At 70.6% G+C, this 20800-nt stretch carries 19 protein-coding genes; 7 read left to right on the forward strand and 12 right to left on the reverse strand.

The features are described 5' to 3' along the window. Window positions 1-5 precede the first annotated feature (5 nt). Window positions 6-656 carry a hypothetical protein gene (locus ACAZ03_RS10420; protein ID WP_373353349.1) on the reverse strand — a complete coding sequence of 217 codons (651 nt, stop codon included), beginning with the start codon at window positions 654-656 and terminating at the stop codon, window positions 6-8. Between the two features lie 170 nt (window positions 657-826). Next, entirely contained in the window at window positions 827-1804 is a 978-nt protein-coding gene (locus ACAZ03_RS10425) for a hypothetical protein (protein WP_373353351.1), read from the reverse strand. A gap of 199 nt (window positions 1805-2003) precedes the next feature. Here ACAZ03_RS10425 and ACAZ03_RS10430 point away from each other — a divergent pair, with 199 nt between their 5' ends. From ACAZ03_RS10430 to ACAZ03_RS10445, 4 genes are read left to right on the forward strand one after another with little or no spacing between them, the layout of a single operon-like run. Further along, window positions 2004-3464: a circularly permuted type 2 ATP-grasp protein gene (locus ACAZ03_RS10430; protein WP_373353352.1), complete on the forward strand. Its 1461-nt coding sequence runs from the start codon at window positions 2004-2006 to the stop codon at window positions 3462-3464. Beyond that, window positions 3465-4406 carry an alpha-E domain-containing protein gene (locus ACAZ03_RS10435; protein WP_373353354.1) on the forward strand — a complete coding sequence of 314 codons (942 nt, stop codon included), beginning with the start codon at window positions 3465-3467 and terminating at the stop codon, window positions 4404-4406. It begins immediately after the preceding gene. A 4-nt stretch (window positions 4407-4410) separates the two neighbouring features. Next, a complete protein-coding gene (locus tag ACAZ03_RS10440) occupies window positions 4411-5211 on the forward strand; it encodes a transglutaminase domain-containing protein (RefSeq protein WP_373353356.1) in 801 nt (266 codons plus the stop codon). A 12-nt stretch (window positions 5212-5223) separates the two neighbouring features. Then, window positions 5224-5955 carry a peptidase gene (locus tag ACAZ03_RS10445; RefSeq protein ID WP_373353357.1) on the forward strand — a complete coding sequence of 244 codons (732 nt, stop codon included), beginning with the start codon at window positions 5224-5226 and terminating at the stop codon, window positions 5953-5955. Between the two features lie 26 nt (window positions 5956-5981). Here ACAZ03_RS10445 and ACAZ03_RS10450 read toward each other — a convergent pair whose 3' ends face one another. Together ACAZ03_RS10450 and argE are read right to left on the reverse strand one after the other, a co-directional pair. Next, complete coding sequence (locus ACAZ03_RS10450) at window positions 5982-6866, reverse strand: DUF1206 domain-containing protein (protein ID WP_373353358.1); 885 nt, start codon at window positions 6864-6866, stop codon at window positions 5982-5984. 90 nt (window positions 6867-6956) lie between these two features. Beyond that, the gene (gene argE / locus ACAZ03_RS10455; RefSeq protein WP_373353360.1) at window positions 6957-8039 is read right to left on the reverse strand and encodes an acetylornithine deacetylase; all 1083 of its coding nucleotides are present in this window, start codon (window positions 8037-8039) and stop codon (window positions 6957-6959) included. 195 nt (window positions 8040-8234) lie between these two features. Here argE and ACAZ03_RS10460 point away from each other — a divergent pair, with 195 nt between their 5' ends. The 3 genes from ACAZ03_RS10460 to trpE all read left to right on the forward strand — a co-directional run bounded on the left by ACAZ03_RS10460 (window position 8235) and on the right by trpE (window position 12864). After that, window positions 8235-9401 (forward strand): aminotransferase, encoded by a 1167-nt coding sequence (locus ACAZ03_RS10460; protein WP_373353362.1) that lies wholly within the window; start codon window positions 8235-8237, stop codon window positions 9399-9401. Window positions 9402-9512: 111 nt separating this feature from the next. Beyond that, window positions 9513-11348: a SurA N-terminal domain-containing protein gene (locus tag ACAZ03_RS10465; RefSeq protein ID WP_373353364.1), complete on the forward strand. Its 1836-nt coding sequence runs from the start codon at window positions 9513-9515 to the stop codon at window positions 11346-11348. A gap of 7 nt (window positions 11349-11355) precedes the next feature. Beyond that, on the forward strand, window positions 11356-12864 hold the full coding sequence (gene trpE, locus ACAZ03_RS10470) for an anthranilate synthase component I (RefSeq protein WP_373353365.1): 1509 nt from the start codon (window positions 11356-11358) through the stop codon (window positions 12862-12864). Between the two features lie 86 nt (window positions 12865-12950). Here the strand turns inward: trpE and ACAZ03_RS10475 are convergent, their stop codons facing one another. The 8 genes from ACAZ03_RS10475 to ACAZ03_RS10510 all read right to left on the reverse strand — a co-directional run bounded on the left by ACAZ03_RS10475 (window position 12951) and on the right by ACAZ03_RS10510 (window position 20610). Continuing rightward, window positions 12951-13652 (reverse strand): ThuA domain-containing protein, encoded by a 702-nt coding sequence (locus tag ACAZ03_RS10475; protein ID WP_373353367.1) that lies wholly within the window; start codon window positions 13650-13652, stop codon window positions 12951-12953. 67 nt (window positions 13653-13719) lie between these two features. Further along, entirely contained in the window at window positions 13720-14235 is a 516-nt protein-coding gene (locus ACAZ03_RS10480; RefSeq protein ID WP_373353368.1) for a DUF2937 family protein, read from the reverse strand. A gap of 58 nt (window positions 14236-14293) precedes the next feature. Continuing rightward, window positions 14294-15109 carry a sulfite exporter TauE/SafE family protein gene (locus ACAZ03_RS10485; RefSeq protein WP_373353369.1) on the reverse strand — a complete coding sequence of 272 codons (816 nt, stop codon included), beginning with the start codon at window positions 15107-15109 and terminating at the stop codon, window positions 14294-14296. Between the two features lie 94 nt (window positions 15110-15203). Beyond that, a complete protein-coding gene (gene dusA, locus ACAZ03_RS10490; protein WP_373353371.1) occupies window positions 15204-16202 on the reverse strand; it encodes a tRNA dihydrouridine(20/20a) synthase DusA in 999 nt (332 codons plus the stop codon). 85 nt (window positions 16203-16287) lie between these two features. Further along, window positions 16288-16446 carry a cbb3-type cytochrome oxidase assembly protein CcoS gene (gene ccoS / locus ACAZ03_RS10495; protein ID WP_373353372.1) on the reverse strand — a complete coding sequence of 53 codons (159 nt, stop codon included), beginning with the start codon at window positions 16444-16446 and terminating at the stop codon, window positions 16288-16290. Beyond that, window positions 16443-18602, reverse strand: coding sequence for a heavy metal translocating P-type ATPase (locus ACAZ03_RS10500; protein ID WP_373353373.1), 2160 nt, complete (start codon window positions 18600-18602; stop codon window positions 16443-16445). The genes ccoS and ACAZ03_RS10500 overlap by 4 nt, the downstream gene beginning before the upstream one ends. Then, complete coding sequence (locus ACAZ03_RS10505; RefSeq protein ID WP_373353375.1) at window positions 18599-19063, reverse strand: FixH family protein; 465 nt, start codon at window positions 19061-19063, stop codon at window positions 18599-18601. Before ACAZ03_RS10505 ends, ACAZ03_RS10500 begins: the two co-directional genes overlap by 4 nt. Then, window positions 19060-20610 carry a cytochrome c oxidase accessory protein CcoG gene (locus tag ACAZ03_RS10510; RefSeq protein ID WP_373353377.1) on the reverse strand — a complete coding sequence of 517 codons (1551 nt, stop codon included), beginning with the start codon at window positions 20608-20610 and terminating at the stop codon, window positions 19060-19062. Before ACAZ03_RS10510 ends, ACAZ03_RS10505 begins: the two co-directional genes overlap by 4 nt. Between the last annotated feature and the right edge of the window lie 190 nt (window positions 20611-20800).

Genomic DNA, 20800 nt, shown 5'->3' on the forward strand with positions numbered 1-20800 from the left:
GGGCCTTACGGCGTGCAGTAACTCGACGCGGAAACCTCGCCCCGCATGGTGCCGAGGGCATCCGCCCGGCGGAAGGGCGACCAGTAGCGCGCCATGCCCCGCCACGAGCCGGAGGCCGTCTGGCCGGAGATCACGCCGTCGCCGCCGACCCAGCGGTCCATGATGCGCACGGCGCAGGAGAGGTTGGTCCGGGGGTCGTGAAGCTCCTCGGCCTCGCCGATGCCGCAGCCATAGCCATTCGCGCTTTCGATGGAGAGCTGTAGAAGCCCGCGGCTGACCACGCGATTGCCGGCGGCATCGTCGAAAGGCTCGGTATAGGAGGTCGTCGGGTCGTAATTGCTTTCGAACCGCATGAGAGACGACATCAGAAACGCCCAGAAGGCCGTGCGCTCCTCCGGCGATTGCCCGGAATAGGCCGGGCACCACGCCCCGATGTCCGCCGGCGTCGACGACAGAAGAGCCCCGCCGTGGTCACTGATCGCCTCCGCCGCGAAGGAGAACCAGTCGCCGCTCTCTGCGTTTCTGGCCAGCCAGAGCATGGGCGTGCCGGGCGTGGCCATCGGCTCACCGGAGGGAGAAGACGGCATCTCGGCCGAATCGCAGGCGCCGAGGGAGAGAAGAAGGCAAAAGAAACCGGATTTCAGGCCAATATGCATGGGGGCGGGCTCCACTGAATACGCTGCGACCAATTGAATATGGCGCAGAGAATAGCACAGAGCCGCGAAAATATCGACGATCCGGAAGAGGGCCGGGCCGCCCGGGAATAGAAATCCTATTCCCGGGTGGCCATAATGGGCCCGCATGCATCAGGCGCCGGCGTCTTCCCTCACCGCACGCAGAGGAACCACCAGTCCTGCCCGAGCGCCGCTTGCGCCTCGGCCGTCTGGCTTGGCCCCGGCTCGATGCAGGCCGCATCCGCCTGGCTCTCCCAGATTCCCACCGCGCGCCAGCCGGGGTTGGTGGCGAAGGAGGCCCAGACATGGGCCTCGCCGGAGGGCAGGAGCTTCACCAGGTAGTTTTCGCCCGGAAAATCAAGCTGGTAGATGCGCGGATAGTCGGGCTCCGCCGCCATGGAGGTGACGTTGCACGTGCCCTGGCGGTAGCTCACCGTCTCGCAGGGGCGCACGCCCGTCGGGGGGAAGAAGCCGGCCGGGGTCGGGGTCGTCGTCTGGGTCGGGGTCGTCGTCGTCACCGTCACATTGGGCGCGGCCGGGGCCGCCGGTGCGGCGGGCGCAACGGCCGGGGCCGCGCCGCCCCGCTCGACGCATTCCTGCACCTTCAGGATCGCCGCGGTCGTCCCCGCCAGCGACATCGGCATGTCGGCGCGGCCGATGCTCAGCATGGCTGTCGAGCCCTGGCCGAGCGCCTCCAGCTCGGCGCGGCCGAGCCAGGCGATGGCCCAGCCGCCGCTCGCCGTGCCGGAGATCCAGTTGCCCCCGCGCCCGTAGCCCTGGCCGGCGCCCATGCCGTCGACCTCCAGCGTGCCCTCCCAGCCCGGGGCCACGTCGTAGGGCATGGCGAGCTGCCATTGCATCCCGTCCCAGCCGAGCCGGTTGGCATAGCCGTCGCCCCGGTCCCTTTCGGCCACGCAATAGGCGAAGCGCCCCCCGGCGGTGGCGGCGAGGACCGTCCAGCCCCGGGTCTCGCCATAGACGCGCTCGTCGGCCTCCATCAGGCCGCCGACGTCATAGCCTCCATAGTCGTTCTGCTGGGCCAGGCTTCCGCCGGCCGACAGCAACAGCATCCCGAGGCCCAGATACCCGAGGCCCATGAGCCTCGCGACCGCCGCCCGAAAATTCGGCATCTCGCAAACTTTCTGAAAAGGTGAGTCTTCACGCGAGTGTTACCGCCGCGCCAGACCGCCTGGCAACGATCATCTGATGCAGAAGCCCCCGCCTGCCCCGCCCCCGCGCGATGAAACTTTGCGCCTTCCGGCGGAAAATCCGATGGCGCCCGCAAGGGCCCGGTTGCTCCCGCCCGTGATCCGCCCATACACTCGGGGCATGAACAACACATCCGGCTACGATGAGATGTGGGGACTGGTGCAGAGCCAGAGCATGGGGGACATGGTGCAAGGCCAGTCCCTCCCCCGCCCACCCTATCAGAACCTCGACAGCTGGATTCAGGGCGAAGACCCGACCCGGCTGAAGAAGAAACAGCGCGAGGCGGAGGAGATCTTCCGGCTCACGGGCATCACCTTCAACGTCTACGGGCGGGCCGAGGCCGACGAGCGGCTGATCCCCTTCGACATCATTCCGCGTATCATCTCGGGCCGCGAATGGGCGAAGCTGTCGCGCGGCATCGAGCAGCGCGTGCGCGCGATCAACGCCTTCCTGCATGACATCTATCACCGGCAGGAGATCATCCGCGCCGGCCGCCTGCCGATCGAGATGATCGCGCAGAACGCCGCCTTCCTGCCGCAGATGATCGGCGTGACGCCGCCCGGCGGCGTCTACACCCATATCGTCGGCATCGACCTCGTGCGCACCGGCGATGACGATTTCTACGTGCTCGAGGACAATGCCCGCACGCCCTCCGGCGTCTCCTACATGCTGGAGAACCGCGAGACGATGCTGCAGATGTTTCCCGAGCTCTTCAGCCAGAACCGCGTGCAGCCGGTCTCGAACTACCCGAAGAACCTGCACCGCTCGCTCTCGGCCTGCGCCCCCGCCGGGGCGGACGGCCCGCCCGTGGTGGCGGTGCTGACGCCCGGGATCTACAATTCCGCCTATTACGAGCACGCCTTCCTCGCCGACAAGATGGGCGTCGAGCTGGTGGAGGGCCATGACCTCCGCGTCGTCGACGGCCGCATCGCCATGCGCACGACGCGCGGCTACAAAGCCATCGACGTGCTCTACCGCCGGGTGGATGACGATTTCCTCGATCCGCTGAACTTCCGCCCCGATAGCGCGCTCGGCATCCCCGGCATCTTCGATGTGTTCCGCTCGGGCGGCATCACCATCGCCAATGCGCCGGGCACCGGCATCGCCGACGACAAGGCGATCTACAGCTACATGCCGGATATCGTGGAATTCTACACCGGCGAGAAGGCGATCCTGCAGAACGTGCCGACCTGGCGCTGCGGCGAGCCGCAGCAGCTGCAATACGTGCTCGACAACCTCCCCGACATCGTCGTGAAGGAGGTGCACGGCTCCGGCGGCTACGGGATGCTGATCGGCCCGACGGCCAGCAAGAAGGAGATCGCGGCCTTCCGCGAAAAGCTCCTCGCCAAGCCGGGCAATTACATCGCGCAGCCGACGCTCAGCCTTTCTACCGTGCCGATCCTGACCAAGGCCGGGCTCGCGCCGCGGCATGTCGACCTCCGGCCCTTCGTGTTGGTGAGCCCCGAGGGCGTCACGATCACGCCCGGCGGGCTGACGCGGGTGGCGCTGAAGAAGGGCTCGCTCGTCGTGAACTCGTCGCAGGGCGGCGGCACGAAGGACACCTGGGTGCTGGAGGAATAGATGCTGGGGAAGACCGCCGGCGGCCTCTACTGGATGTCGCGTTATCTTGAGCGTTCCGAAAACGCCGCCCGCCTCGTCGAGGCCGGGCAGCGCATCGCGCTCACCCGCTCGGCCGATGAGGACGAGTGGCATTCGATCCTGCAGACCGCCGCCTCCTATGCGGGATACATCGAGAAATACGGCGAAGAGGTGAACCGCGACGCCGCGGTCGACTGGATGCTCCGCGATCCGGACAATCCCTCCTCCGTGCTCTCGGTCGTCTCTCACGCGCGGCAGAACGCCCGCATGGTGCGCACCGCCATCACCCGCGAGGTGTGGGAGGCGGTGAACCAGGCCTGGATGACGCTGAAGAGCGCCCTTGCCCGCCGCGTGCCCGAGCGGGACCTGCCGGCCGTGCTCAGCCTCGTGCGCCAGCGCTCGGCCTTCGTGCGCGGCGCCATGCACGGCACGATGCTGCGCAACGACGCCTATGATTTCGCCCGGATCGGCACGTTCATCGAGCGGGCGGATTCCACCGCCCGGATCCTCGATGTGAAATACTACGTGCTCCTGCCCTCGGCGCTCGCCGTGGGCTCGTCGCTCGACAACGTGCAATGGGAGAGCATCCTGCGCTCCGTCTCCGCCGAGGGCGCCTATAGGATGACCTACGGCCAGGACGTGCGCCCCCGCGAGATCGCGCATTTCCTGATCTTCGACACGCGGATGCCCCGCAGCCTCGCCTTCTGCGCCGGCAAGCTCGTCGACAACCTCGCCTATCTGGAAAAGGACTACGGCGAGACCCACCGCTCACACGGGCTCGGCGGCGAGCTTTGCGCCTGCACCTCGGGCAGCAATGTCGACCAGGTGGTCGAGACGGGGCTGCACGAGTTCATCCAGGATTTCCTCGCCCGCGCCTCGGCCCTCGGCGCCCAGATCGAAAGCGATTACCGGTTCCATGAGTAACCCAATGCGCCTGAAGATCGAGCACACCACCCGCTACGATTACGACGAGCCCGTCAGCTACGCGCTGCAGCAGCTTCGCCTGACGCCGAAGAGCCACGCCAGCCAGACGATCCTCGGCTGGGAGACGGAGGTGACGGGCGGCAAGCGCGAGCTCTTCTTCGAGGATTCGCACCGCAACCGCGTGGACCTCATCTCCTTCGAGCCGGGCACGGAGGTGATCGAGGTGCGCTGCCGGGGCGAGGTCGAGATGACCGAGACCCATGGCGTCATCGGCGCCCACGGCGGCTTCATGCCGCTCTGGATGTTCCTGCGCACCACACCGCACACCCGCGCCGGCAACGGCATCCGCCATCTGGCGTCGGGGATCGAGACGGGCGGCAGCGATCTCGACCGGCTCCATGCGCTGAATACGGCGATCCACGATGCGATCGCCTTTCAGCCCGGCACGTCGAACGTGAGCTGGACGGCGGAGGATGCCCTGACGGCAGGCACCGGCGTTTGCCAGGACATGGCGCATCTCTTTATCGCCGCGGCGCGCGTGCTGAAAATTCCGGCGCGTTACTGCTCCGGTTACCTTTATATGGAAGGTAACGACCAGCAGGACGCCGCTCATGCCTGGGCAGAGGCGCATGTGGAAGGGCTGGGTTGGGTCGGGTTCGACCCCGCCAACGACCAGTCCCCCGATATGCGCTACGTTCGTGTCGCGACCGGGCTGGACTATCTCGAGGCGGCGCCTGTATCCGGAATGCGCCACGGCGCGGGCGGGGAGCGACTCACCGTCCATGTCGAGGTCCAGCAGCAGTAACAGGCGGCCAGAATGACCTATTGTGTTGCCCTGAAGCTCGATCAGGGCCTGGTGTTCATGTCGGACACCCGCACCAATGCCGGGCTCGACAACATCTCGACCTTCCGCAAGATGTTCTCCTGGTCCGACGGCAAGTCCTGCGCGGTGACGCTGCTCGCCGCGGGCAACCTCGCAACGACGCAGAGCGTCGTCTCGCATATCGAGGAACGGATGAAGGCCCCCGCCGAGCGGGCGCCCTCGATCCTCACCCTGCCCTCGATGTTCCAGGTGGCGCGGATGCTGGGCCAGCTCCTCAAGGACGTCATCGCCGAGCATGCCGAAAGCGGCCAGCGCGCCGATGCCGCCTTCAACGCCTCGCTGATCGTCGGCGGGCAGATCAAGGGATCGGAGCCGCGGCTCTTCCTGATCTATCCGGAGGGGAATTTCATCGAGGCGGGCGAAGACACGCCCTGGTTCCAGATCGGCGAGGTCAAGTATGGCCGCCCGATCCTCGTGCGCACCTTCCAGCCCGAGATGAGCTTCGCCGAGGCCGCGAAGCTGCTCTATGTGAGCTTCGATTCAACGATCAAGGCCAACCTCTCGGTCGGCCTGCCGCTCGATATGCAGATCTACAAGGCGGGCGGCTTCTCCCCCGGCGCCATCCGCCGGATCGAGGCGGATGACGAGACCTATCTTGCGATCTCCGAGATGTGGAGCCAGGCGCTCAAGGACAGCTTCGCGCATCTGCCGGAGGTGGAGGTCTAGCCCCTCCCCCTCCGGCCGCGAGTCCCTCAGGCCAGCGCCGCCTCGGCCCGCGCCTTGACGCGCGCCGCGGCGCTTTCGACCCCCCTGTCCTCCGCCTTCGGCACGATGCGCCACATGGCGTTGGTGAAGCAGAAGACGGCGAAGCCGAGGAGCCCGAGGCAGAGGACGCCCACCAGCACCCGCCCATAGGGCTTGGCATAGAGCCAGTCGAAGGCGGAGCCGACGCCGCCGGCGGCATTGGGATCATGCCCGATGGCGGCGAAGACGAAGAGCAGCCCGATGATGCCGATCACCACGCCCTGGGCGATGAGCCCGACCTTGAGGACGATATTGGCATGCATCGTCACCCGGTTGGCCTTCAGATGCTCGCGATATTCCTCGCGGACGCCCTTCTGGATGTAGTAGATCCCGGCGCCGATGGTCACGAGCCCGCCGAGCCCGACGGCCCAGACGCCCCAGGGCTCCGACATCAGCCGCGACAGAAGGCCCGAGGAGCCCTCTCCCGAGCCGCCGCCCGACAAGAGCGCCGCGACGGCGATGCCGCCGATCGCCAGATGGGCGAGCCCGGTGACGACCATGCCGAGCCGGGCGACGATGCCCTTGGCGCCGGAGCCATAGGCCTCCAGATCCCAGAAGGAATCGACGAGCCGCCAGATGCAGTAGGCGAGCATGCCGAGCGCGATGAGCACGACGAGCGCCGTGCCCCATCCGCTGTCGAGCCGCTGGAGCACCTGGCTGGTGCCCTCGGCCTCTCCGCCCTGGAAGAAGGCGGCGACGCCGAAGCCGGCGACGACGGCATAGACCAGCCCGCGCCCGGCATAACCGGCGCGCATGAAAGGAAGGGCCCAGGCGAAATCGCCGGGGTCGACATCGGAAAGGATCTTGCGGCGGGTGTCGTCGAGGCTGGTCATCGGGCGTCTCCTGCTGCCTGCCGGGCCAATGCGGGGGGCGCGCGTAGGGTTCCCGATCCTGTGAGCGCCTTGTGACCGGCCGGCGGGCCCTCAGCCTTCGATCAGCCGTTCAAGGAGCGCCGCGCAGCGGGCTATCTCGCTGACGGCAATGGATTCGTCGGCCCGGTGCGCATCGCGCATATGCCCCGGCCCGCAGACCACCGCCGTCAGACCCGCCTCGGCGAAGACGCCCGCCTCGGTGCCGTAGGAGACGGTGACCGGCGCCGGATCGTCCAGCATCCCCGCCAGCCGGGCGACGGCGGGCAGGCCCGGGTCGGTCGCAAGCCCGGGGTAGCGGGAGATCTGATTGAGCGTCACCCCATCGGGCAGCGGCACCCCGGCGAGGATCGCCTCCGGGCTCTCCTTCGCCAGATGCCGGATCTCGAAGAGCACCTCCGCCGCCTCGGGCACGATGTTGAGCGCCGCGCCGCCCCGCATCACCCCGGCGTGCACCGTCGAGAAGGGCGGATCGAAGGCCGCATCGCGCGCGCCCTCCTCCGCCAGCCGCGCCTGCGCCGCCTTCAGCGCCAGCACCAGCTCCGCCGCGCCGTGAAGCGCGTTGCGGTGATAGGGCGCCTGAGCCGAATGCGCCGCCTTGCCGGTGGCGACGGCCCGCCAGGCCGTCTTGCCCTTGTGGCCGAGGCAGAGCCGCATGCCCGTCGGCTCGCCGACCAGCACCAGCTCCGGCCGCCCGACGAAGGGGATCAGGTCGCCGATCATCTCGGCGATGCCCCGGCAGCCGATCTCTTCATCGAAGGAGATGGCGAGCGACAGGGGCCGCACCCCCGCCTTCCCCCGCCGCTCCGCGGCCGCGAGCGCGCAGGCGAGGAACCCCTTCATGTCGCAGGCGCCCCGCCCGTAGAGCCGCCCCTCCCGCTCCCGCAGCGTGAACGGGTCGCCGCTCCAACCCTCGCCCACGGGCACCACGTCGCTATGGGCGGAGAGGAGGACGCCGCCCTCCCCCGTGCCGATCTTCGCCAGAAGCCCGAAGCGCCCTTCCGGCCCGGCGATACGCCTGGTCTCGAACCCCGCGCCCCGGAGCAGCGCCTCCGCCCAGTCCACCAGCCCGCCGTTCGGCCCGTCCGTCACCGTGGCGAACGCCACCGCCTCTGCCAGAAGCTCGACTTCTCTCACCCCGCCCTCCATTCGCTTCGCAGAAGCCTCTCTCCCCCGGGGTGCCTTGTAAACCGCCCCTCCCCCTCGCTTTTCTCCAGATACCCACGGTGAGGGGGGCAGCGCCCGCCTCCCCGCCCGCCACAGGCGCCCCCCGATTGACCCCGCCGCCCCGCCGCCGCATCCTGCCCCCCGACCCCGCATCAGGAGCCCCTCATGACCAGCCGCACTGCCACGACCTTCGCCCCCCCGGTGATGGAGGCGCGCCGCTGGGCGGAGGGCATCCCGGCCGAGCCGCCGCTCCTCAACGTCAGCCAGGCCGCGCCCGTGGCGCCGCCGCCGCCGCCGCTCCTCGAGGCGATGGCGGATTTCGTGCTCAACGACCCGGCCACGCATCTCTACGGCCCGGTCCTCGGCCTGCCGGAGCTGCGCGCCGAGGTGGCGATGCAGAGCGCCAATCGCTACGGCGGGCAGGTCTCGCCCGCGCAGGTGGCCATCACCTCGGGCTGCAACGAGGCCTATACCGCCGCGCTCGCCGCGCTTTGCGGCGAGGGGGACGAGGTGATCCTGCCGCTGCCCTGGTATTTCAACCACAAGATGGCCCATGACATGGCGGGCGTGACGACCGTGCCGCTCGGTCCCGGCCCGGGGCTCGTGCCCTCGCCCGAGGAGGCGGCGGCGCTGATCACCCCCCGCACCCGTGCCATCGTGCTGGTGACGCCCAACAATCCCTCCGGCGTCGAATACCCCGCCGCCACGCTCCGCGCCTTCTACGAGCTCGCCCGCGACCGCGGCCTCAAGCTCATCGTCGACGAGACCTACCGCGACTTCCATTCCGGCGAGGGCGCGCCGCATGACCTCTTCGCCGGGCCCGACTGGGACGCCACGCTGATCCACCTCTATTCCTTCTCGAAGGCCTACCGGCTGACCGGCCACCGCGTCGGCGCCATGATCGCGGCGGAGCCTTTCCTCGCCGAGGTCGAGAAATATCTCGACACCGTCACCATCTGCCCGACCCAGCTCGGCCAGAAGGCGGCGCTCTGGGGGATGCGCAACCTTGCCCAGTGGCTCGCCGGCGAGCGGCTGGAGATCCTCGCCCGCCGGCAGGCGATCGAGGAGGGCTTCCCCCGGCTCGCCGCCAAGGGCTGGCAGCTTCTCGGCTGCGGCGCCTATTTCGCCTATGTGGCGCATCCCTTCGATCTGCCGTCGAACGAGATTGCCCCCCGCCTCGCGCGGGAGGCCGGCGTCCTGCTCCTGCCCGGCACCATGTTCATGCCGAAGGGCCATCCGGAGGCCGCGCGGCAGCTCCGCATCGCCTTCGCCAATCTCGACGTGCCGGCGGTGGCCACGCTCTTCGACAGGCTCGACGCCTTCGCGCCCTGAGCGCACCACAAGCCCGCCCCAGAGCCCCGGCCTTGCAGCGCCCCCTGCCCTTGCCTATGCAGGGCTGGCTGCGCCGGGAGGGGCGCGTGACTTCGGGCAAGGGAGCCGGCCATGGCGACGCGCAAACGCGGCAATGTGATCCTCTACGTGATCCTCGGTCTTCTGATCGTCGGCCTCATGGGGTTCGGCGGCGCCAGCTTCTCGAGCCGGCTGACGAAGATCGGCGCGGCGGGCGAGAAGACCATCACCGTGGCCGACTACACCAACGCCCTGCAGGAGCAGCTGCAAAGCCTCTCCGCCCAGATCGGCACCAATGTCTCCTTCGCGCAGGCCCAGCAGTTCGGGCTCGACCAGGCCGTGCTCGGCCAGGTGGTAACCCAGCGCGTCCTCGACAACGAGGCGGCGCGGCTCGGGCTCTCCGCCCCCGACGAGCGGGTGGCGGAGGAGGTGCGCGCCGTGCCGGCCTTCCAGGACCTCTCCGGCAGCTTCAGCCGCGAGACCTATCGCGACGTCCTCGCCCGCAACAGCCTCGGCGAGGAGGCCTTCGAGCAGAGCCTCCGCGAGGACATGGCCCGCACGCTCCTGCAGGCCGCCGTCTATGGCGGCGTGGCCCCGCCGGAGACCTACGGCGCCAATATCGCCGCCTGGTATCTCGAGCGCCGCACGGTGACCTGGGCGACCCTGCCCGCCGACGGGATCGAGATCCCTGAGCCGGAGGAGCAGCAGCTCCTCTCGTGGTACGAGGCGCATCCCGATGCCTATTCCTGGCCCGAGCGCCGGCGCATCGCCTATGCCTGGCTGACGCCCGACATGCTGGTCGACACCGTCGAGGTGGACGAGGCCTCACTGCAGGATCTCTACCAGCAGCGCATCGGCGAGTTCGTCCAGCCCGAGCGCCGGCTCGTCGAGCGGCTGGTCTTCCCGACCGAGGAGGCCGCCGCTGCCGCCCGCGCCCGGATCGACGAGGGCTCCACCAGCTTCGACGAGGAGGTCGATGCCCGCGGGCTCGATCTCGATGACGTCGACCTCGGCGATGTCGGCGAAGAGCAGCTCGGCGCCGCCGGGCCCGATGTCTTCGCCGCCGCCGCCGGCGATGTGGTGGGCCCGCTGGAGACGAGCCTCGGCCCCGCGCTCTTCCGCCTCAACGCCGTGCTCGCGGCGCAGGAGACCTCCTTCGAGGATGCCCTGCCCGACCTCCGCGAGGAGCTGGCCGCCGCCCGCGCGCGGCGGACGATCGACCAGGAGCGCGAGCGCCTCAACGACCTCACCGCCGGCGGCGCCGGCATCGACGACCTCGCCGCCAACACGGCGATGGAGGCGGGCGAGATCACCTGGTACGAGGGCGTGACCGAGGGCATCGCCGCCTATCAGAGCTTCCGCACTGCCGCGGCGGCCGCCACCGTCGACGCCTTCCCCGAGATCCTCGAGCTGGAGGACGGCGGGCTCTTCGCGATCGACCTCATCGAGGTCATCGAGCCGGAGCTTCGCCCCTATGACGAGGTCGCCGATCAGGTGCTCGCCGACTGGCAGGCCGATGCGCAGGCCGGGGCACTCGCCGAACGCGCGGGCGTGCTCGCCGGCCAGATCGTCGCGGGCGAGAGCTTCGAGGAGGCGGGGCTCGCACCCCAGACCACCGCCGGGCTCACGCGCCGGGACTTCCTCGCCGATGCGCCGGAGGGCTTCGTCGACCTCCTCTTCTCGCTGCCGCTCGGCGGGGTGGAGCCCCTGGCGGCCGAGGGCGGCGTGGTGATCCTCAGGCTGGATGCCATCGAGGCGCCGAACCCGGACGACGAGGCCTTTGCGGCCGAGCTCGCCAGCGTCACCGAGCGGATGCAGAGCGCCATCGCGCAGGACATCTCGACCATCTACAACGGCGCCGTGCAGATGCGCACCGATGTCACCATCGACCAGTCGGCCATCGCCTCCGTCAACACCTCCTTCCAGTGATGCGACCATGCTAGAGCCCTCCTTCGACGCCTTCGCCCGCGGTTTCGAGGCCGGGGAGAACCAGGTCGTCTGGATGCGGCTGCCGGCCGATCTGGACACGCCGGTCTCGCTCATGCTCCGCCTGAACGGCGCCGGGAAGAATGCCTTCCTCCTCGAGAGCGTCACCGGCGGCGAGGTGCGGGGCCGCTATTCCATCGTCGGCATGAACCCCGACCTCGTCTGGGAATGCCGGGGCGAGACGGCCCGGATCAACCGCGCCGCCCGCTATGACGAAACGGCCTGGGAAGAGATGGCGGAGGATCCGCTGACCGCGCTCCGCAAGGTCCTCGCCGAGAGCCGCATCGACCTGCCGGAGGGGCTGCCCGCCGCCTCCGCCGGGCTCTTCGGCTATCTCGGCTACGACATGATCCGGCTCGTGGAGCATCTGCCGGACGTGAACCCCGACCCGCTCGGCCTGCCCGATGCGCTGATGCTGCGCCCCTCGGTCATGGCGGTGCTCGACGGGGTGAAGGGCGACGTGATCCTCGTGGCGCCGGCCTGGGCGAATTCCGGGCTGAACGCCCGCGCCGCCTATGCCCAGGCGGCGGAGCGCGTGGCCGACGCCCGCGCCGCGCTGGACCGGCCGCTGCCGGCGGAGAGCCGCAGCCTTTCGGAAGGCAACCCGGCGCCGGAGCCGCACTCGAACTTCACGCCCGAGGGCTACAAGGCCGCGGTCGAGACGGCGAAGGACTACATCCGCGCCGGCGACATCTTCCAGGTCGTGCCCTCGCAGCGCTGGGCGCAGGAGTTCCGCGAGCCGCCCTTCGCGCTCTACCGTAGCCTGCGGCGCACCAACCCCTCGCCCTTCATGTTCTACTTCCATTTCGGCGGCTTCCAGGTGATCGGCGCCAGCCCCGAGATCCTCGTGCGCGTCTTCGGGCGCGAAATCACCATCCGCCCCATCGCCGGCACGCGGCCGCGCGGCGCCACGCCGGAGGCCGACAAGGCCAACGAGCTGTCGCTGATGGCCGACGAGAAGGAGCTGGCGGAGCATCTGATGCTCCTCGACCTCGGCCGCAACGACGTCGGCCGGGTGGCGAAGATCGGCAGCGTGCGGCCGACCGAGGAATTCATCGTCGAGCGCTACAGCCACGTGATGCACATCGTCTCGAATGTCGTCGGCGAGCTCGCCGAGGGCGAGGATGCGCTCTCGGCCTTCTTCGCGGGGATGCCGGCGGGCACCGTCTCGGGCGCGCCCAAGGTCCGCGCGATGGAGATCATCGACGAGCTGGAGCCCGAAAAGCGCGGCGTCTACGGCGGCGGCGTCGGCTACTTCAGCGCCAACGGCGACATGGACATGTGCATCGCGCTCCGCACCGCGATCCTGAAGGACGAGGTGCTCTATATCCAGGCCGGCGGCGGGGTGGTCTACGACAGCGACCCCGAGGCGGAGTTCATGGAGACGGTGCACAAGTCCAACGCCATCCGCCGCGCCGCCGAGGACGCCACCCGCTTCCGGCCAGACGGCAACCGCTAGGCGGTTGCACGCCCCCCCGGGGGGCGTCGATTTCCATATGGAAATCGAAGGCGGAAACCACATGGTTTCCGCCCCGGGCGGGTCCGTCAGTAGTGGTTCCCCGCCGCCTGCCAGCCGGTGACCTCGCCCGCCTCCTCCTTGCCGCCCGCGGCCCAGAGGAGCCCGCGGCGCAGCATCTCGAAGGCCGGGCCGTGCTCGATGACCGAAGCCTTGTGGCCGAGCGAGTTGTAATAGACCCGCCCGTGACCCCAGCGCCGCACCCAGGCGACGGGCATCTCCACCGGGCCGTTGGCGGCGTGATACCAGTTCACGGTCGGGAAATCGGTCACCGCCAGCACCTCGTTGGCGGGATCGACATGCAGGTAATATTGCTCCGACTCGACATCGAAATCCTCGATGCCCTCGGTCAGCTCGTGATCCTCGACCATCCGCACCCGGTAGCGCACCCCGTCGCCGCCCGGATGCGCCACCCAGTTGGCGCCGGTCATGAATTGCCACAGGACGTTGGAGCGGAAGGCATCGCACATCCCCCCGTGACAGCCGGCAAGCCCCGTGCCGCGGGCGACAGCTTCGGAGACGCTCTGCGCCGCCTCCTTCGAGAGCTCCGACATCGTCCAGACGGGGACGATCAGGTCGAGATCGCGCAGCGCCTCGGCATCGTCGAAACAGGCGAGGCTGTCGGTGACCTCCACCTCGGCGCCGGCCTCCGCGAGGATGCCGCGGAAGAGCTCCGCCACCTTGTCGGGCTCGTGACCCTCCCAGCCGCCCCAGGTGATCAGTGCTTTCATCTCAGGTCCCCCCTTTTCCGGCGCGAGATTAGCGAGGGGCGAGGGAGGTGCAAGGTCGGGTGCAGGATCAGGCGCGCATCCGGCGGGAGGACGACGCGCCGCGGGCGCGGCGGATCGGCCAAAGGATCAGCGTGACGAGCCCGGCGAGGATCAGCCAGCCGAGCGCATAGCCGATCCCGGCGGAGACGGCGCCGGCCGTCGTGGTGGGCACCGCGGGGGCGTAGTCGGCGAAGGTATCCTCGAGGAGGTCCCGGTCGGCGAAGCGATGCGGCATCGTCAGCCGCTCGAGCGGCGTCGCGGCGCGCAGGAGCGCAAGGTTGCCCGAGAGGCGCTCGTAGCGGGTGAAGGTCGCCTCCATGTCGTCATGGCGGCCGTCGAGGAAGGGCGTGCCCCGATACTCGGCCATCGCCTCGTCGCGGGTGAGGCCGGCCTCGGCGGCGCTCTCGTCGAAATCCGCGACGACAACGGAAAGCGCGTCGACCTGACCTGCCAGACGCTGCAGATATTGCTGCGAGAATTCGGGGAATTGCGACAGGGTCACCGCCCCGGCGAGGCCGCCCGCGAGATAGATCACCTTCAGCATCGGCCCGGCCCTCCCTCCCCCATTAGCTGGGCGCCGGCGCGCCGGCGTCAAGGGGGCTTCAGATCCCGGCGGCCTTGCGCAGCATGTTGGCCGCAACGAGGAAGAGGAAGACGCCGAAGATGCGCTTGAGGCGCGCCGCATCCGTCCGATGCGCGAGCGCGGCGCCCCAGGGCGTGGTGACGAAGGTCGTGGCGATGACGAGCACGAAGGCCGGCAGGTTGACGGCGCCCAACGTCCAGGGAGGCGGGGCGGCGATGTCGGTGAAGAGGAAGATGGCGACCGAGGGCAGCGCGATGGTCAGCCCGAAGCCGGAGGCGGTGGCGACGGCGCGATGGATCGGCAGGCCGTAGAGCGTCATCACCGGCACCCCGAAGGAGCCGCCGCCGATGCCCATGAGCACGGAGAGGAAGCCGATCAGCGGCGAGAGCACCAGCCGCGCCGGCCCGCGCGGCATGCCCTCCCCCAGCCGCCAGGAGCTGCGCCCGAAGACCATGTAGAGCGCCACGATCATGGCGAGCACGCCGAAGATCGCTTGCAGGATCTGCGTGCGCAGCGCCGTCGCCACCAGCCCGCCGAGTACGGCGCCGAGCGCGATGCCGATGGCCCAGCCCTTGAGGATATCCCAGTCCACCGCGCCGCGCTTGTGGTGGGAAAGGACGGAGCGGATGGAGGTGACGATGATCGTCGCCAGCGAGGTGCCGAGGCAGACCTGCATCAGCTCCTCCGAGCCGTAGCCGAGCGCCGTGAAGGCGTAGAAGAAGGCCGGCACCAGCACGATGCCGCCGCCCACCCCGAGCAGCCCCGCCAGCACGCCCGCGAAGGCGCCGATGACGAGGAGAAGCGCCCCCATGGCGAGGAGAAGACCGATGTCCATGTGCCTGTCATGACGGGAACGGCGGGTGCCGTCCAGATCGGGCGTGGAGGTGGGGTCGGTGGCGCGGTCTCGGCAGGCCCGCGCGGCACCCTAGTCAGGCGGCGCGCGCCGTGACCTCGGATAGCGCCGTCTCCACGAGCTCCGGCCCCGCCCCCTCGCGGGAGGCGCCTTCGGAGAGCATCCGCCGCCAGGCCCGCGCCCCCGGCCGGCCCTGAAAGAGGCCGAGCATGTGGCGCGTCACCTGGTGAAGCCGCCCGCCCGCCGCGAGATGGTCCTCGATATAGGGCAGCATGGCGAGCGCGGCCGCCACCGGGTCCACCCCCTCGCCCTCCCCCCAGATTGCCGGATCGGCGGGGGCGAGGACGCTGCCCGGGTCATGGTAGGCCGCCCTGCCGATCATGGCGCCGTCGAGCCCTCGGGCGAGCGCCGCCTTGGCGTCGGCCAAGGTGGCGAGCCCGCCGTTGAGCGAGATGTGGAGCCCCGGGAAGGCGCGCTTCATCTCGTCCACCAGATCGTAATCGAGCGGCGGGATGTCGCGGTTCTCCTTGGGGCTGAGGCCCTGAAGCCAGGCCTTGCGGGCATGGATCGCGAAGCGCGTGACCCCGGCGGCGGAGACCTTTTCAAGGAAGTCCGGCAGCACCTCCCGCGGCTCCTGCTCGTCGACGCCGACGCGGCATTTCACCGTGATCTCGGCGCCGGGGGCGGCGGCGATCATCGCGGCGGCGCAATCGGCGACGAGATCGGGCGAGAGCATCAGCACCGCCCCGAAGGCACCGGACTGGACCCGGTCCGACGGGCAGCCGCAGTTGAGGTTCACCTCCGGATAGCCCCGCTCGGCGCCGATCCGCACCGCCTCGGCGAGCTTGGCCGGCTCGGAGCCGCCGAGCTGCAGCGCCACCGGCATCTCGGCCGGGTGAAAGCCGATGAGCCGCTCCCGGTCACCGTGGATGACGGCATCGGCGGTCACCATCTCGGTATAGAGCAGCGCGCGGGCGGTGAGCTTGCGATGGAAGAACCGGCAATGCCGGTCCGTCCAGTCCATCATCGGCGCGACGGACAGGCGGGCGGCGTGGCTGAGGGGCGCGGCGGTCACAAAAGGCTCTTCCGGGGCTTTGGTAATCCCGGGGGATATAGGCGCAAGGACGCCGGCTGGCCAGCCGGAGCGCCCGGCCGAAAGCTCAGGGACGGGGCTCGTCGTCCCAGCGGTCGTCGAGGATCCGGGCGCGGGCGCCTTCGGGGTCGTCATATTGCCGGGCGCGGAGGCTCCAGACGAAGGCGGCCAGCCCGGCGAGGCCGAGCCCGACGGAGATCGGGATGAGGAGGACGAGCACGTTCATCGGCGCACCGCATTGAGAGAGACCGTCAGCGACGACGACGACATGGCGAGCGCCGCGAGGAGCGGCGTCGCCTGGCCCGCGAGCGCCAGCGGGATGGCGACCATGTTGTAGGCGAGAGCGAGGCCGATGTTCTGGCGCATCCGCGCCACCGCCCCCCGCGCCGCGCTCAGCATCGGCGCGATGGCGTCGAGCCGGCCGGAGAGGAGCACGACATCCGCCGCGCTCCGCGCCGCATCGAGCGCCGAGGCGGGCGCCAGCGAGGCATGGGCGACCGCGAGGGCGCCGGTGTCGTTGAGCCCGTCGCCGACCATCAGCGTGCGCAGCCCCTCGGCGGCGCGCGCCTCGAGCCAGGCGGCCTTGTCCTCCGGCGAGAGCGCCGCCTCGGCGGTCTCGATGCCGAGCGCCCCGGCGATGCGGGCGACGGAGGCCGGCGCGTCGCCGGAGAGGAGCGCGATGTCATGCCCGGCGGCGCGGAGCGCGGCGACGGCCTCCACCGCTTCGGGGCGAAGCGTCTCCTCGAAGGCGAAGAGGACGGGCGCGCCCTCCGCGCCCTCCCCCGCGAGCGCCACGCCGTCCCCCTCGAGCCCGAGCCAGGCGGGCCGGCCGAGGCGGAGGCGCTGTCCGCCCAGCCGTCCTTCAACGCCGGAGCCGGGGATCTCGGTGATCTCTTCCACCGGGGCGGGGGCGATGCCCCGCGCTTCGGCGGCGGCCACGATGGCGCGCGAATAGGGATGGGCGGAGCCCCGGGCGAGGCCGGCGGCCCTCGCCAGCGCCTCGGGCGCGGGCTCGCCCGTCAGCCGGGCGGCGCCGGTGGTGAGCGTGCCGGTCTTGTCGAAGACGACGAGGTCCACCTCCGCCAGGCGCTCCAGCGCCGTGCGCGACTTGACGAGCAGCCCCCGGCGGAAGAGCCGCGCCGTGGTGACGGTCGAGACGGCCGGCACGGCGAGCCCGAGCGCGCAGGGGCAGGTGATGACGAGAACGGAGATGGCGACGTCGAGCGCGCGCATCCCGTCGGCCGTCGCCCAGAACCAGGCGACGAAGGCCGCGGCCCCGAGGATATGGACGAGCGGCGCATAGATCGCCGCCGCCCGGTCGGCGAGGCCGGAATAGCGCGAGCGCTGCGTCTCGGCCGTGGCCACCAGCTCCGCCAGGCGGGCGAGAGCCGTGTCGCGCCCAGCGCGGGCGACGCGGACGAGGAGCTGGCCGGTCAGCGTCACCTCCCCCGCCGCGACGGCGCCGCCGGGGGCGACGGGCTCGGGCCGTGTCTCGCCGGTGAGCGCGGAGCGGTCGAGCTCGCTCACCCCCTCCTCCACCACGCCGTCGGCCGGCAGCCGGTCGCCGGGCCGGAGCCGGATGAGATCGCCCGCCGAGAGGGCGCGGGCCGCGACGATCTCTTCCCGGCCGTCGGCGCCGACCCGCAGCGCCTGCGGCGCCTCGAGCGCCGCGAGGTCGGCGGCGGCGGAGCGGGCGGCGCGGCGCCCGGCATGGTCGAGATAGCGGCCGATGAGCAGGAAGAAGGTCAGCGCCAGGGCGGCGTCGAACCACCCTGCCCGCTCTGCGCCGACGAGCGCGCCGAAGAACGAGGCGCCGGCGGCGAGGAGGATCGCCAGCGAGATCGGCACATCCATGTTGAGCCGGCGGGCCCTCAGCGCCCCGAGCGCCGAGCTGAAGAAGGGCCGCCCGGAGAAGGCCACGGCCGGTAGGGCGATGGCCGCCGAGATGAGGTGGAAGAGCCGCGCCGTCGTCGCCTCGGCGCCCGACCAGACGGCGACGGAGAGGAGCATGACGTTCATCATCGCGAACCCGGCCACGCCGATGCGCATCAGAAGGTCCCGCCCGGGCGCATCGCGCTCCGCCGCGCCATCGAGCCGCTGGGCGCGGTGGCCCGCGGCGGCTAGGGCCGCGATCAGCGTAGTCGTCAGCGCCTCGGGCTCCGGCCCGGCGGCGGTGACGAAGACCCGGCGGAGCGACAGGTTCACCCTTGCTGCACTGACCCCCGGCTCGGCGGCGAGCGTGCGCTCGACCGAGGCGATGCAGGCCGCGCAATGGATGTCGGGCAGGTGCAGCACCAGATCCGCCCGCGCCGGCGTCGGCGCCGCGGCGGCGCGCGCGGCGCTCTCCGGCAGCGGCGCGCAGGCCGGGCAGGCGGCGGTCACTCGGCCACCCGGATGACGAGATACCGCTCGAAGGGCGTGCCGTCCGGCGCCTCGGCGGTGATGTCGAGCCGCCAGCGACCGGGCGCGAGATCGAGCGCCAGGGGCTCGCCGGGGGTCACGTCATAGGCGTTATCGTCCTGCTGCTCCGTCGGGCGGCCGACGACCAGCGCCAGCGGCGTCGTCACGGGCTGGCCCTCGGCATCGGCGAGGTCGAGCCGGAGGCTGCCCGGCTCGTATGCGGCCGTCAGCTCCCAGCCGAGCGCCTCCTGTGCGGCGCGGCGGGCGTCGAAGCTCTGGCTCGCGACATAGCTGTTCGGCACCTCGAGCCCCGGGAAGGTGCGCACCGCATTGGTGGCGAGCGCGACATTCACGGCGATGATGATCGAGAAGCCGCCGGCGAAGATGGCGAAGACCTTGGGGCCGGTCAGCGGCCGGCCGGCGGCGGGGACGTCCTCAGTCATTGCAGGTCCTTCCCGTTGAAGGTGGTCTGGGTTTCGGCGCTGTCCCCGGTTGCGGGATCGCGCGCGATGATGGTGATGTCGGTGGCCCCGGCGTCGGCCGCGGCACTGCCCTGCGGCGCCGTGACATAGACGCGGTGGAGGCCCTGGGCATCCGTCGGCACGGTGACGAGGCGGCCCTCGGCCCCCTCGATGGTCAGCACGAGCCCGGGCGCATCCAGCGCCAGCTCGATCTCGCGCGGCGCCGAGGTCATGTTGCGCAGACGCACGTCATAGGTGTTGCGGACAGCGCCGTCGGAGAGCACGACATGCGTCGGGTTGCGGATCGGCGCCACGGTCATGTCCAGATCGTCGCGCATCAGAAGCGCCACGAGCATGGCCACGCCGAAGGCGACCCAGAGGCCCGTGTAGATGATGTTCCGCAGCCTCAGCGCATGGCGCCAGGGCGCCTTCGGCTCGGCGCCGGCGCGCTCGGCCGGGGCATCCGACAGCGCCACGTAATCGATCAGCCCGCGCGGCTGGCCGATCTTGCCCATCACCTCGTCGCAGGCGTCGATGCACAGCGCGCAGGTGATGCAGGCGAGCTGCTGGCCGTCGCGGATGTCGATGCCCATCGGGCAGACGTTCACGCAGGCATTGCAGTCGATGCAATCGCCGGCGACGCCGGGCAGCGGCGGCTCGGCCGTGCGCTCGGCGGGCTGCAGACGGGCGGTGACGCCGCGCAGCTGCATGGGGATCACCGGCGAGCGGCCGCCGATCTGCGGCCCGGCGGCGCGGACGGAGGCGACGGCCGCCTCGGCGCGGGCGCGGCGGCGCAGGCCCTTGCCGCGCGGCTCGCCCCGCCAGTCGCGATAGGCGACGGTCAGCGTCTCCTCGTCCATCATGGCGCCCTGGATGCGCGGCCAGGGGCAGGCATAGATGCAGATCTGCTCGCGCATGAAGCCGCCGAAGATGAAGGTCGTGGCGGTGAGGATGCCGATGGTCGTCCAGGCCACGGCCGGGGCGGAGAAGGTCACAAGATCGCGCAGCAGCGTCGGCGCATCGGTGAAGTAGAAGACCCAGGCGCCGCCGGTGCCGAGCGCGATGAGCAGCCACAGCGCCCATTTGGTGAAGCGCAGCCGCGCCTTGCGGGCGCCCCAGGGCGCCTCGTGCAGGCGCAGGCGCGCATTGCGGTCGCCCTCGACCCAGCGCTCGACGAGCAGGAAGAGATCGGTCCAGACCGTCTGCGGGCAGGCATAGCCGCACCAGACCCGCCCGAGCGCCGCCGTGAAGAGGAAGAGCCCGAGCCCCGCCATGACGAGCAGGCCGGCGACGAAGTAGAATTCATGCGGCCAGATCTCGATCCAGAAGAAGTAGAACCGCCGGTGCGCCAGATCGACGAGCACCGCCTGGTTCGGCATCTCGGGGCCCCTGTCCCAGCGGATCCAGGGGGTGAGGTAGTAGATGCCGAGGGTCAGCGCCATCAGCTGCCATTTCAGGCGCCGGTAGAAGCCGGAGACCCGGCGGGGAAAGATCGGCACGCGCGCGGCGTAGAGGGAGGAGGAGCTCATGGGTCATTGTCCTGTTCGCGGGGCCGTTCTGGCAGGCCGGCGCCCGCGCCGCCTTGAGATGGATCAAGACCGGCCCGAGGGCCGGCCCGAATGACGGTCGCGGGCGGCAGGAGGGAGGCCCCCGCCGCCCGCGCCTGGAGCGCGCCGCCCCGCCGGCCGGGAGTGGCCGACGGAGCGCCGGAGCGCGCGC

Origin of the sequence: Pseudoroseicyclus sp. CXY001, from assembly GCF_041714655.1 — a bacterium.
In the GTDB taxonomy this organism is placed as follows: Bacteria; Pseudomonadota; Alphaproteobacteria; order Rhodobacterales; family Rhodobacteraceae; genus Pseudoroseicyclus_A.

Coding starts and splice junctions, on each gene's coding strand:
- ACAZ03_RS10445 (WP_373353357.1), top strand. CDS start 5,224: ATGACCTATTGTGTTGCCCTGAAGCTCGATCAGGGCCTGGTGTTCATG.
- ACAZ03_RS10505 (WP_373353375.1), bottom strand. CDS start 19,063: ATGACTGAGGACGTCCCCGCCGCCGGCCGGCCGCTGACCGGCCCCAAG.
- ccoS (WP_373353372.1), bottom strand. CDS start 16,446: ATGAACGTGCTCGTCCTCCTCATCCCGATCTCCGTCGGGCTCGGCCTC.
- ACAZ03_RS10475 (WP_373353367.1), bottom strand. CDS start 13,652: ATGAAAGCACTGATCACCTGGGGCGGCTGGGAGGGTCACGAGCCCGAC.
- ACAZ03_RS10450 (WP_373353358.1), bottom strand. CDS start 6,866: ATGACCAGCCTCGACGACACCCGCCGCAAGATCCTTTCCGATGTCGAC.
- trpE (WP_373353365.1), top strand. CDS start 11,356: ATGCTAGAGCCCTCCTTCGACGCCTTCGCCCGCGGTTTCGAGGCCGGG.
- ACAZ03_RS10435 (WP_373353354.1), top strand. CDS start 3,465: ATGCTGGGGAAGACCGCCGGCGGCCTCTACTGGATGTCGCGTTATCTT.
- ACAZ03_RS10485 (WP_373353369.1), bottom strand. CDS start 15,109: ATGGACATCGGTCTTCTCCTCGCCATGGGGGCGCTTCTCCTCGTCATC.
- ACAZ03_RS10460 (WP_373353362.1), top strand. CDS start 8,235: ATGACCAGCCGCACTGCCACGACCTTCGCCCCCCCGGTGATGGAGGCG.
- ACAZ03_RS10480 (WP_373353368.1), bottom strand. CDS start 14,235: ATGCTGAAGGTGATCTATCTCGCGGGCGGCCTCGCCGGGGCGGTGACC.
- ACAZ03_RS10510 (WP_373353377.1), bottom strand. CDS start 20,610: ATGAGCTCCTCCTCCCTCTACGCCGCGCGCGTGCCGATCTTTCCCCGC.
- ACAZ03_RS10440 (WP_373353356.1), top strand. CDS start 4,411: ATGCGCCTGAAGATCGAGCACACCACCCGCTACGATTACGACGAGCCC.
- ACAZ03_RS10465 (WP_373353364.1), top strand. CDS start 9,513: ATGGCGACGCGCAAACGCGGCAATGTGATCCTCTACGTGATCCTCGGT.
- ACAZ03_RS10425 (WP_373353351.1), bottom strand. CDS start 1,804: ATGCCGAATTTTCGGGCGGCGGTCGCGAGGCTCATGGGCCTCGGGTAT.
- ACAZ03_RS10420 (WP_373353349.1), bottom strand. CDS start 656: ATGCATATTGGCCTGAAATCCGGTTTCTTTTGCCTTCTTCTCTCCCTC.
- ACAZ03_RS10430 (WP_373353352.1), top strand. CDS start 2,004: ATGAACAACACATCCGGCTACGATGAGATGTGGGGACTGGTGCAGAGC.